Genomic DNA, 12,057 nt, shown 5'->3' with positions numbered 1-12,057 from the left:
CACCCCGGAATGGTTGCCGAATTAACGGGCCACCGGCTGCGTATCTTATTCGACGTCGACTCGTTTGCCCCTAAGTACAATATCTCCTCGCACCGCTCTTTCGTAGGATGCCGCCGACCTGCGCACCGGGAGGCACGCGGGTTCGAATGTCGAAGTGCAGACGCATAAAAGGTGAACACGTCGGTCGCGGCGTTCTTGTCCTGTCCTGGGGGTTGGTCAATCATTGCGTTCGTTCGCATTCAGGCTGGAAGCTTCAAACGGAGGAACTGACAAATGAACGGCAAAATCTTAAGTTACGGCCTTGGCGCATTGACTGCCACAGCCGTTCTCTTGGGCAGCAGCGCTCTTGGGCCCGCCGAGGCGCAGGAGACGCAAAACAAGCCCAACATCCTCTTCATCATGGGCGATGATATCGGCTGGATGCAGCCCAGCATCTATCACCAGGGCCTGATGGTCGGCGAAACGCCGAACATCGATCGCATCGGCCAGGAAGGTGCGAAATTCATGACCTATTATGCCGAGCAGAGCTGCACGGCTGGTCGTACTGCATTCATCACGGGCATGCAGCCGGTGCGCGTGGGTATGGTCTTGCCGGAAATTCCCGGAAGCCCGTCCTACCTGCGGGCCGGCACACCTCATCTCGCCAGATTCCTGTATGACCTCGGCTACTCGACAGGCGAGTTCGGCAAGAACCATCTTGGAGATACCACCGAATCCCTGCCGACGGCCCACGGGTTCCAGGAATTCTGGGGTTATCTCTATCACCTCGACGCCATGCAGGGTGTCAGCTTCCCCGACATCAACAAATCGCCGACAGAGCAGGGGATCGCGCCACCTTGCATGAATACGCCTATCCCCGGAATGTCCGAGGTTCCAGGCGCTGTCGATCCGAAGACAACGACCTGCCTGACGCCACCGCGTCCGATGCTCGCATGCGCATCGTCCGACGGGACCCCGGCAAATCAATCCTGCAAGGACGAGGGCCCGCTGACGCTGGAGCGGTCAAAGACTATTGATGAGGAAATCTCCGCCAAGGTCGTCGACTTCCTCGACCGTAACGACCCGAAGAAGACCGATAAGCCGTTCTTCGTCTGGTACAACCCGGCCCGCATGCACATCACGACGGTGTTGCCTGATAAATATTTGAATATGATCGGCGAGCCCGGCGGCAAGGACTGGGGCATGAACGAAGCCGGCATGAAGCAGATGGACGACAATATCGGCGTCGTTCTCAAGAAGCTGGAAGACATGGGCCAGCTCGACAATACCATCGTCGTCTTCACCACCGACAACGGAGCCGAGACGATTACTTTCCCGGATGGCGGCGTCACCCCGTTCAAGGGTGGAAAGCTCAGCACCTGGGAAGGCGGCATGCGGGCCCCGCTGGTCGTGCGCTGGCCGGGGCACATCGAGCCCGGCACGGTCAAGAACGACATCTTCTCGTCGCTCGACTGGGTGCCCACCTTGGTCAACATCGCCGGCGGCCCGAAGGGCGACGAGCTGAAGAAACAGATCGAGGCGGGAACATATCCGAAAGTCGTCAAGACCACGCTCGACGGGATCGATCAGCGTGACTTCCTGGAAGGCAAGTCGCCATCCGCGCGCGACACGTTCTTGTACTATTCCGGCAAGGAGCCGTCGGCGGTCCGTTACAAGAACTGGAAGATGTATTTCGCCATGGTCTCCGACGACCCGGCTGGCTTCATCGCTGGCGTGCAGCCCTACTCCTGGACGCAGGTCGTCAACATCAAACGCGATCCGTTCGAGACTTCTGTCGGACAGCAGATCAAGACACTCTTCGGTATGGGCGGCTCCATCGCGTCACCGTCCACCGCCTACGTCTATGACTGGAACATCCTGCCCATCGGCCAGGTGCTGTGGCTGAAGCATCTCGAGACCTACATCAACTTCCCGCCGCTCCAGGACCCTGCAAGCTACAATCTGGAGCAGGTGATGGCGCAGGTCCGCAGCATGAAGGTAGGTCACGACTGACGCATCCTCCAATGGTGGACGCCCTCGGGCGTCCGCCTCCTCGATCCCGTTCGTGATGGAGAACCCTCATGTTGTCGTCAAACGCACCCTTAAAGACCGTACTCGCCGGTGTTCTCATCTTGCTGGCCACCACAATGGCGCAGGCTCAGATAGACCCCTTGCCGTCTTGGAGTGATACGGCACCGAAGGCGGCGATCGTCGCCTTCGTCGAGAAGGTGACCAAGGAGGGCTCAACCGACTTCGTCGCGGAACCAGAACGCATCGCCGTGTTCGACAATGACGGCACGTTGTGGACCGAGCACCCGATGTATGTCCAGCTTGCGTTCGTCCTCGACCGGGTGAAGGCCGAAGCCGCATCGCACCCTGAATGGAAGAACACACAGCCATTCAAGGCGGTGCTCGAGGGCGACATGAAGACCCTGGCCGCATCGGGCGACAAGGGGCTGTTGGAGCTCCTCATGGCGACGCACTCCGGAATGACCAACGAGGAGTTCCAGGCGATCGTCACCGACTGGATTGCAACCGCGCGTGATCCCCGGTTCAAGAAACCCTACACCGAGCTCGTCTACCAGCCGATGCTCGAACTGCTCGCCTATCTGCGCGCCAACGGCTTCAAGACCTTCATCGTATCGGGGGGCGGCATCGAGATGATGCGGCCATGGACCGAAAAGGTCTACGGCGTTCCGCCCGAACAGGTCGTCGGTTCATCGATCAAGACGCAGTTCGAGATGAAGGACGGCTCACCGACCTTGATGCGGCTGCCGCAAGTCAACTTCATCGACGACAAGGCCGGCAAGCCCGTTGGCATCAACGAGCACATCGGCCGCCGTCCGATCGCCGCTTTCGGCAATTCCGACGGCGACCTCGAGATGCTGCAGTGGACGACTTTGGGCGAAAAACCAGGATTCGGGCTGATCGTCCATCACACGGATGCCGAGCGCGAATATGCCTACGACCGGAATACGGAATTCGGCCGCCTGGATACGGCGCTCGATGCCGCCGCCGTGAACCAGTGGACCGTCGTGGACATGAAGGCCGACTGGAAGCAGATTTTTCCCGAGAAGTGAGGCACCCCATCACGTCTCGGCTCCATCCATATGCCGAGGCGCACGATGCTCAGGCGCTCGCTCAATTTAGAAGGACAATTGTCATGAAGATCAATCGCATCGGACGCCTTGTGGCCGTTGTCGGAGGTTTGGCGTTGATAACGACGGGCGCACTTGCCCAGGATTCCGCCAAGAAACCGAACGTACCTCTGGAAAAGACCATCGGGACGGTCACGCCGACCGGCCCGGTACCATCACTGGCAGTCATCAATTCGGCGGGGGCCAAGCTTGACGGCGGCAAGCTTGTTCTCACCGGGGTGTCGGCGAATTCCATCGTCTTTGCCGATCGTCCGGTGCGGGCCGCAGGACATGTCGCCACCGAACAGTTCATCATGCAGTGGGATGAGGGCAAGGACAACTTTGCCGTTGATCCGCCGAATGCCACAATATCCGTGCTGGGCGGCGACGGATCAGGTGTGAGTGACGCCGTGGTCACCCTCAAATCTCCTAAGCTCGACGGCGGCAATCTCACATTCGACGTTGCGGTTCTCGAAGGAAGCCTGGATGGTGGGACTGGACCAGCAGCGCTTTTCATCGATCATTTCGGTGGCGGATTTGGCGGAGGCGGATTTGGCGGAGGCGGTTTCCGCGGCGGTGGCTTTGCGGGTGGCGGCTTTGCGGGTGGCGGATTTCATGGTGGTGACCTTGGCGCCGGCGGGTTCCACGGGAATTTCGCCCACGTCAATGACATCAATGTTGCTCATGTCGGCGGGACTTACTGGCATGCTCCGATCTACCACGGAGCGTGGTATGGCAGCGGTGCGGTAGCAGCCGGTGCGGTAGCAGGTGCCGCCATAGGTGCGGCGGCTGCCAATCCATATTACTACCCGCAATGCGGCTATTATCCGCTTCCACCGTGCTATTGAGTTATTCGCAAAGTTCAAGCCGCTTTGGCGCAGCGTGAACTTTGCGTTTGCCGCTTCCCGCCTCAGAAATGCATGACGACGCCGAAGATCGGTCCCTGCTGGACGATGTCGAGGACGAATCCGTCATCGCTGTAGTCGACGCCGAGCGCGCGATAACCTGCAACGGCCGAGATCTTGTCGTTGAAACTATAGCCGATGCCGCCTGCGACATCCCAGTCGACATTCGCCCCGCCGCCGCCGACAAGGCCCCACCCGGTCAGATATACCTTGTCGGTGATGGAATATTTGCCGCGCAGTCCGGCCAGACCGTCAACCCAGGTCGCCCCGTCGCTTCGGCCGCGGCCGTCAAGCAAGCCGCCGCTGAACGAAATGTCGGTGCTCGCGTGCCAGACCCTCAGGCCTCCGACGACATCGAGGTTGCCCCTTTCGTTCTGCAGCACCGAATAGCCGGCACCGATAAGGCCGGCGAATGTTTCGGATGAGACGTCGACACTTCCGGCAATTATGCCTCGCGGCGTGGCGCGGCCGGTCGAGATCTTGGTGTACAAGATGTCGGTGAACAGGCTGTAGCGGTCGTAGCGCGCCTCGCCGATCGCCATAGCGGCAAAGTCGAGATTCTTCAAAATGTCGCCGAAGTCCATGTCGAGATGTACAGTGGGCAAGCCGAAAAGCCCGGCGTCACCGGACATGCCCGCAGCCCAGAAATACGGGGCAATGGCAAACGTCCAGCCATCCCTCTCGGTCTGCTTGAGTTCGGGTGCCATCGGCGACGTGATGTCGGCCGCCCGGGCCGGGCTCGCAGCCATGAGACCTGCTGTCAGCAACGCCGCAAGGGCAATAGAGTGTTTCATGTTGTCCCCCTCTTATTTTCTAAGACTTGGCCCTGTATAATGCTGCTGTAATTCGTTTACGATCGCTTATCGTCATTTAGGAAAAAAATGTGACGGCCAGCCTCGCGCCGAAGCCATCCGGTCCATTGTCCGGGCTATCGGCCCAATAGCGGACACCAGCCGCAAGTTGAAGTGGCTGTTTGTTGACCTTCACCAGCTTTGATACCACGAAGTTAGTTGGGACGGACCAGTCTTCGGTCTCCCAATTATAGGTGCTTTCGGTGTTGAGAGCGAAAGTCCCGGCCTTCGGTGTGGTGTAGGAAATGAACGGCTGCAGGGTGGCTCCGTCGCGGATGAGACGAATACGGCAAAGGCGGGAGTGTGCTCTCGCCATTACTTGGAAAATCTCATTGCAATCACCAGACACTGAACGGCATGCGAAACGTGAAGCACGTGGAGGTGACTGATGAGTTCACGGTCAACGTGTCCCCATGAGCCTTGGCAATTTCAGAAGCAATAAGAGCCCAAGTCCAAGCTCCTGTTGGCGGCGCGAACCTTCCCGGAAGAATGGCAGGAACAGGTGTTCCATCGTCGCGTCGGGATTGGATCACCGCCATTTTCAATGGCAATTTCCAGGACACCCTTTCCCCTTGTCGCTTTCATCTCACAGGCTCGTCGGCAGAACCGTGGGTCAGGGCATTGCTCAAAAGGTTGGACACCATCTGCCCGATACGCGGTTGATCGCAGTCGATCGGTTAACTCAGGTCGAAGGTTTCGATGACGTGGTCGAGCGACCCAACAGGCAACTCCGCTACGACCTGCTCCAGTACAGGACGTAAAGGCAGCTCAGTATTGCGATCAAGCGCAATTCCACCACCAAGACGCCCTCGGGCGAAGTCCGGCAGAATATGAATTAATCCGGACATGCGGGTGGCGCTTCCCTGCATCAAGGCAATAACACGGCCAGCCTTCTCGCTCATCGGCTCTCTTTGGAGAATCCGTGCACCCCCGCTGATCGAGGCCAGCGGGTTTCGCAAATCGTGACCGAGTGCAGCGATGAACTGCTCCCGCAATTCTGCAATCTCTTTTTTAGCTTTGAGTCCCTTTTCGACTTCCAGACGTTCCGCAACAGCCTCTCTGAGGCGATCTTCCAGGGAGGCATTCAGCTCCTGCAATTGTCGCTTTGCCGTTTCAGCTGCCGCCCGTGCATCGACAAGTTCCCGCTCGTAACGCGCCGGCGTTCCGTCGCCCGAAAGATTGTCAGCCGCGTGAAAAGGAGGCCGCCGTCCAGATTTCGTTCTCCACGGCATTCACGAGGACGGGCAGCTTCGTCCCGTCTTTGCTGACGAAATCGAGTGCAACTTCGTGGAAGAAACCCTGCATCCGCAGCAACGGCGCAAAGTGGGTTTCGTAAAACATGCGTCCCTCGGGATGAACGGCTGAATGTCCCCGATGCGCAGAAGCAGAAGCTTTTATTCGTGAAGGCCGACCATCTGAACACAGATGGTTGTAATTTTAGAGCACCAACGCTTTCGCTATGTGGGCCGCCAAGTCAGCTTGATTGTAGGGCTTGGCAAGTCGAGGCAGGTCGATATCCGCTCCCGGCGGCAAATCGGCATAGCCGGTGGCTATAAGGATAGGCAGGTCTGGTTTCAGTACGCGTACAGCTTTGGCAAGTTCCGCACCGGTCATTTTTGGCATCGAATAGTCTGTGATGAGAAGGTCGAACTCTTGCCCGCTTTTAAGGATTTCCAGTGCATCCAGACCGGAATGTGCTTCCATCACTTCGTGCCCCAAGTCCTCGAGCATGTCTGCAGTGCTCATAGCGATCAACGCATCGTCATCCACCATTAATATCCGAAACTTTGCCTCAACTATCGCGGGAACAGTGTCGTCTGCCGCCACAACATCGTTTTTCACACTTGTGCTTATGGGTAGCCACAACTCCGCTGTTGTTCCTGCCCCGGTGGAACTCGATAGTCGAAGTGCGCCACGCAGCTGCACCGCCAGACCATGGATCATGGAAAGGCCGAGGCCAGTACCCTTTCCGAGTTCCTTCGTGGAGAAGAACGGATCAATCGCCCTTTTCAATGTCTCAGGCGACATTCCTTGACCAGTGTCTTGAACGGAGAGCACGACATAACTTCCCGCAGTCAGATCGCCTGTAGCCGAAGCGATTTCCGTATTCTTGACGCCGATTGCTATTTCTCCGCCATTCGCCATTGCATCGCGTGAATTGACCACAAGATTTAGCAGGGCCAGCTCAATTTGATTGGCATCTGCCAGCACAGGCGGCAGCGCGGCAGGCAGGTCGTAGTTGATCTGGATCTTGGATCCGACCGACCTCCATAGAAGATCAGTCATCCCTTTCACCAGTTCTACAAGATCGACGGGTTCAACCTTAAGATCCTGGCGTCGAGCAAAAGCGAGCAATCTTTGCGTCAATGCTGCCCCTCGCTGCGCGCCCTGCAACGCCCCGTCGATCAGCCGCGCTGCCTTGGGATCGTCGGCAAAATGCTTGCGCAGGAGATCGAGATTTCCAAGGACTGCCATCAGCAGATTGTTGAAATCATGCGCGACGCCCCCGGTAAGATGGCCTATTGCTTCCATTTTCTGGGCCTGCCTGAGCTGTTCCTCGGCGACCTCCCGTTGCTTCACCTGATCGAGAAGCGACTGGTGCGCATTTTTGAGTTCCAATGTGCGCTCAACAACGCGCTCTTCGAGCGTCCCATTCAATTCAATCAGCTCTTTTTCAGCGGTCTTGCGCGCGGTTATGTCAGAGGCGACCCCGACAAGGCGTGAGACATTGCCGTCGCGGTCTCTTACGGCTCTTCCTCTGAACTCCGCCCAATGCGCGCTCGAGTCCAACCAAAGCGTCCGATACTCGATTTCAAAGTCCCGGCCGGTCGAAATGGCATTTTGCATCGATGCTTGCATCTTCCCACGATCATCGGCGTGGATGCTGTCGACCAGATGATCAAATTCAAAACTATCGCCCCGACTTCTCCCGAACACCGCCTTGCATACATCTGATGTGAAGAGCGCGCCGTCGGTGACATCATATTCCCAGGAACCAAGCTTTCCGGCGCGCAGTGCTGTTTGAAGCCTGCGCTCCCCCTCGCTCAATTCTTCCATTCTGTTCAGCGCTTCGTATTGGCGAGCCCGTGCCCTGAGAGCGGTTTTTGCAACGCTTACGAAACTCGTCGCGTGAAAGGGACGTTCCAAGAAGGTGACGTTGCGGAGAATTTCGGACAATCGTGCCGCCGCAGGGTTGCGCTCCGGTCCGCCGCCACGATGTGTCAGAACAACGAAGGGCAAGTCGGACCAGCTGGGCTGACTCTCCACCCATGATGAAAGCGGCTTCAGGTCTGCGCCAAGGATTGCTTCCTCGGTGATCACAACGAACGTAACGTGTTCTCCGAGGGCGTGGCAAAGGCTTTCAAGATCCAAAAATATCCTGGAGGCAATGTCAGCTTCCGTAAGAATGGAGGCAGCAACCATCGCGTCGCGACCAACTGGTGCGTATATGAGGGCCGATTTGCTGTCGTTGTCAGGAATGATCGACACTCACTTGGTTAGGGGTCAACAGGGGTTCGATCTTGCCGACGAAATTGGGTACTCCGCGCAAAACCCCCTGGAACTCGTCGAGGGGTTCGCCAAGGGATAACCCTTTGTCGGATATTCGAAATTCCCTGATCGTGTCCTCGTGGTGGCCAGTTCTCTTCTTGATGACAGAGACGGCTCTCCTCACTCTCCCACGCGCCTCGAAATAGCGGAGCAGGACTACGGTATCGGCGAGGTAGGTAACATCGACAGGAGTCTTCATGTCCCCGACCAGACCATGCTGCGCAACAGTCAGGATGGTCGTCGCTCCCTGACGATTGAGATACTGCAGCAGTTCATGCATGTGGAGGACAAGCGCGTTTTCTTCCGGCATCGACGCCTGGTAACCATTGAGGCTGTCGATCACCACGGTTTTGGCATTCGCGCTATCGACGCGCTCCCTGACACGATGCGCAAACTCTCCCGGGGAGAGTTCCGCCGCATCGAGTTGTTCTATATGAAGATTGCCTTCGCCGCGCATTTTTTCGAGATCGATGCCAATTGCCTTGGCACGCGCGAACAATAAACCCAGTTCCTCATCGAAAACGAAGACCGCGGCTCTCTCGCCTCGCTTGATGGCGGACATGACAAACTGCAGTGCGAATGTGCTTTTGCCTGTGCCGGCTGGACCAAGTACAAGGCAGCTCGAGCCCCTTTCCAAACCACCTCCAAGAAGGTTGTCGAGTCCGCCTATACCACTGGTAAGCACTTCGCGGGAGAATTCCCGACGGTGCTCCAGCGCGACAAGGCGCGGGAAAGCAACGACGCCGCCGGTCCTGATTATGAAATCATGGAAACCACCGCGAAATGCCTGGCCTCTGTATTTGATGACCCGCAGGCGCCTTCTTTCCGAGCCATAGTTTGGCGCAAGTTCTTCGAGCTTGATGACGCCGTGAACGACACTATGAACGGTCTTGTCGAGACTATCAGACGTCAAGTCATCGAGGAGCAGGACCGTTGCGTTCTGCCGCGCGAAATAATGCTTGAGCGCCAATATCTGCCGGCGATATCGCAGCGAGCCTTGGGCCAGAAGCCTGATTTCGGAGAGGCTGTCCAAAACCACTCGTTTTGGCCGGATGCGTTCAAATTCCTCAAAAATGGCTTTGGTCGTTTCGCCCAGTTCGAGATCTGACGAGTAAAGAAGGCTTTGCTGTTGCTCCGCATCAAGAAGACTTTCCGGCGGCACAAGTTCGAAGATCTCGATGTTTGTGTCGATCGCCAGGCCGTGCGAAGCCGCGCCGTCACGAAGTTCATTTTCGGTCTCGGATAGCGTGACATACAGGCCTTGCTCGCCCGCCGCGGCTCCTTCCATCAAAAAACTCAAAGCGATCGTTGTCTTGCCTGTGCCAGGATTTCCCTCCAGCAAAAACACGCGGCCTTCGCTCAGTCCCCCCGCAAGGATTTCATCTAATCCTGAGACGCCAGTTCGAGCTTTTTTCGATCTGGGAATAGGCTGCATGTGTTTGCTCCATTTGGGCTATCGGACGATTAGTCGGAAAACGGTAGGAATTTTGAAGATTTCCCCTTTTCTAGGACTACAGACGGTTACCCCTGCCGGCTGTGGTAAACGACATGGCGATTGATTGGTTCCGACGCCTCTGTAAGAACATTGCTTCTAAGGAGCACTACACTGCTCAACGAGCGGCGGTGTAGCCTTGCGCACTTATCTTCGAGCGTCATGGAGGAAGAATTGGGATACCGGCTTTGTTACTGGCATGCGGTCAAGGAGCCAGAAGACAATGTCGTGCCACCGGACAAAGGTATGATTCTGCACTTGAGGCGTACCTCATCCAGGATTTGATCCTTTGTCAGCTAAGTCTGATCAAGGCAACCATGGCCTGCTACAACGACATGACTGCGTCCGTGAAGTCGCAGAATGCCAGACATCGGTTCCGATCGAACAGCGCCCAATGATGTCGCGGCTGGAAGATCGGCAGACGGTCATGCCGATGGGATGTCTGAACCTTGGCGGTGACGGCGAGGAATACTGAGCGTCTCCTGACGGATCGCTGTCAGGAAGGCTGTCCTGGACTTCTCATCCCCTGGCTCGATCTCGCGCTGGGAGGTGACGCCAGCTTGCCTGCCCTAGCGCAAATAATTGTGCAGTGCAGCAACGATTGCTTCCGAGACGCGTTAGCCGTGTATCAGCGTCATCCCGTCGTTGACCAATGAGGACGCTGTCATGAGGAATATTGCCGATACGATCAACCGCCTGAATAGTCAGCGCCGCCTAGCCGAGCCGACCTGGACGAAGGCGAACACGCGTCTATGTATTTTGCCGGACTTCGGTTCAAATCCAGGCGACCTGCTCGCGTGGACGTATATTCCGAAGAGGTTCCAGCCTGGATCGCCACTGGTGGTTGTCCTTCATGGCTGCACACAAACGGCAGCCGACTATAGCGATGGCTCAGGATGGTCGGAGCTCGCCGATAAATTCGGATTTGCCTTGCTATTTCCCGAACAGCAACGGAAAAATAATCCCAATCTTTGCTTCAATTGGTTTGCCACCGAAGACACGGCTCGCGGCCAAGGTGAGGTCTGTTCAATCAGCCAGATGATTGAAGTCCTAAGGGACAGGCTTTCCACAGACCCGGCAAAGATCTATGTCACCGGCTTATCAGCGGGCGGTGCTATGGCCGCGGCCATGCTTGCCACCTATCCCGAGATGTTCAAAGGAGGCGCAATCATTGCAGGTTTGCCTTACGGCAGCGCGTCAAGCATCCCTGAGGCATTCGACCGAATGCGAGGCCACGGCTTGCAGGAAAGCCGTGTTCTCGCTGATCGAATCCGGCGCGCATCGGACTACCAAGGACCATGGCCCTCCATTTCCGTTTGGCACGGCACCGCCGATAGAACCGTCGATTCACTCAACATGGAAGCAATCCTTGGACAGTGGCGCAGCCTGCACGAACTTGACCAAGCGCCGATTACGGGAACGGTGAATGGCCATCGGGTGCGCAAATGGAGCAACACAGAGGGTACCACCGTCGTTGAAGCCTACACAATCAATGGAATGGGCCACGGCACTCCAATTCAGAGAGTGGGTGCACACAGTTACGGGTCTCCCCGTCCCTTCATGCTTGATGTCGGCATCTCATCCACTTGGCATATCGCCAATTCGTGGGAACTGCTTGGCAATGAGAGAACCCCTATCGTTGAGCAGGAAGTGAATGCCCCCGCTCAACCTGAGCGGCGATCTCCACGACATGCCAACCGATCGGTCAGCGATGTGATCGAAGATGCCCTGCGCAAAGCCGGATTGCTGAAGTGACCATATCTGTCCTCTTTTAGATGAGAGGCTAATGCGTCGAGAAACAGCGGTGCACCAGTCGGGCTCTACGCTATCCAATATTTCAGATTATTTGGGTCGTGAAGAACAAAATAATCAGTTGCGAGTTCGTTCCAAAGAAGGATGAACGAGAGCCGTTGGATCCAGCGTTCGGCGCTTCTGCTCAACAAGGTCTTCGAACTTCACGTCACGTTAAGTGTTATGGTAGGCCGCCGCTATCCAAGGAGTATGCTTATCAACACCTATGTTGTCCTTCTCGCGCTGTTTGGCGTGGTTGTTCTGTTCACCGCTTGGCTGCCGATGCTGCTCAAGGACGTTCCCCTGTCATTGCCCATGATATGCATTGCCTTCGGAACATTGTTTGTCTGGAC

Annotated in this window: 10 protein-coding genes and 2 pseudogenes; 6 read left to right on the top strand and 6 right to left on the bottom strand. The window is 56.8% G+C overall.

Annotated elements, in window-relative coordinates; translation table 11 throughout:
- Positions 1-273: 273 nt before the first annotated feature.
- The 3 genes from FHS21_RS24080 (at position 274) to FHS21_RS24070 (ending at position 3,964) form a co-directional block, all read left to right on the top strand.
- The gene (locus tag FHS21_RS24080; RefSeq protein WP_281386155.1) at positions 274-1,992 is read left to right on the top strand and encodes an arylsulfatase; all 1,719 of its coding nucleotides are present in this window, start codon (positions 274-276) and stop codon (positions 1,990-1,992) included.
- 68 nt (positions 1,993-2,060) lie between these two features.
- On the top strand, positions 2,061-3,059 hold the full coding sequence (locus tag FHS21_RS24075) for an HAD family hydrolase (RefSeq protein WP_183664497.1): 999 nt from the start codon (positions 2,061-2,063) through the stop codon (positions 3,057-3,059).
- Positions 3,060-3,142: 83 nt separating this feature from the next.
- On the top strand, positions 3,143-3,964 hold the full coding sequence (locus FHS21_RS24070; protein WP_183664495.1) for a hypothetical protein: 822 nt from the start codon (positions 3,143-3,145) through the stop codon (positions 3,962-3,964).
- A 62-nt stretch (positions 3,965-4,026) separates the two neighbouring features.
- On the opposite strand, the gene FHS21_RS24065 is transcribed toward FHS21_RS24070, so the two are convergent.
- The 6 genes and pseudogenes from FHS21_RS24065 to FHS21_RS24045 form a co-directional block, all read right to left on the bottom strand.
- Positions 4,027-4,815 carry a hypothetical protein gene (locus FHS21_RS24065; protein WP_112532640.1) on the bottom strand — a complete coding sequence of 263 codons (789 nt, stop codon included), beginning with the start codon at positions 4,813-4,815 and terminating at the stop codon, positions 4,027-4,029.
- Between the two features lie 76 nt (positions 4,816-4,891).
- Positions 4,892-5,131: pseudogene (locus tag FHS21_RS24060) on the bottom strand (transporter); the annotation flags it as partial.
- A gap of 418 nt (positions 5,132-5,549) precedes the next feature.
- Positions 5,550-5,969: a histidine kinase dimerization/phospho-acceptor domain-containing protein gene (locus tag FHS21_RS30910; RefSeq protein ID WP_246411185.1), complete on the bottom strand. Its 420-nt coding sequence runs from the start codon at positions 5,967-5,969 to the stop codon at positions 5,550-5,552.
- Between the two features lie 85 nt (positions 5,970-6,054).
- Positions 6,055-6,213 (bottom strand): hypothetical protein, encoded by a 159-nt coding sequence (locus FHS21_RS30905; protein ID WP_246411184.1) that lies wholly within the window; start codon positions 6,211-6,213, stop codon positions 6,055-6,057.
- A 96-nt stretch (positions 6,214-6,309) separates the two neighbouring features.
- Complete coding sequence (locus tag FHS21_RS24050; protein ID WP_376772200.1) at positions 6,310-8,361, bottom strand: ATP-binding protein; 2,052 nt, start codon at positions 8,359-8,361, stop codon at positions 6,310-6,312.
- Complete coding sequence (locus tag FHS21_RS24045) at positions 8,345-9,856, bottom strand: ATPase domain-containing protein (RefSeq protein WP_183664491.1); 1,512 nt, start codon at positions 9,854-9,856, stop codon at positions 8,345-8,347. The genes FHS21_RS24050 and FHS21_RS24045 overlap by 17 nt, the downstream gene beginning before the upstream one ends.
- Before the next feature lie 346 nt (positions 9,857-10,202).
- Here FHS21_RS24045 and FHS21_RS24040 point away from each other — a divergent pair, with 346 nt between their 5' ends.
- The 3 genes and pseudogenes from FHS21_RS24040 to FHS21_RS24030 all read left to right on the top strand — a co-directional run.
- Positions 10,203-10,388: a hypothetical protein gene (locus FHS21_RS24040; RefSeq protein WP_158482335.1), complete on the top strand. Its 186-nt coding sequence runs from the start codon at positions 10,203-10,205 to the stop codon at positions 10,386-10,388.
- Positions 10,389-10,579: 191 nt separating this feature from the next.
- Positions 10,580-11,668, top strand: coding sequence for an extracellular catalytic domain type 1 short-chain-length polyhydroxyalkanoate depolymerase (locus FHS21_RS24035; protein WP_183664489.1), 1,089 nt, complete (start codon positions 10,580-10,582; stop codon positions 11,666-11,668).
- A gap of 141 nt (positions 11,669-11,809) precedes the next feature.
- Positions 11,810-12,057: pseudogene (locus tag FHS21_RS24030) on the top strand (hypothetical protein); the annotation flags it as partial.

This window comes from Phyllobacterium trifolii (assembly GCF_014192095.1).
GTDB classification, from domain to species: Bacteria; Pseudomonadota; Alphaproteobacteria; order Rhizobiales; family Rhizobiaceae; genus Phyllobacterium; species Phyllobacterium trifolii.
Note: the sequence above shows the minus strand (reverse complement) of the source record. Positions and strands in the feature narration are given on the sequence as shown.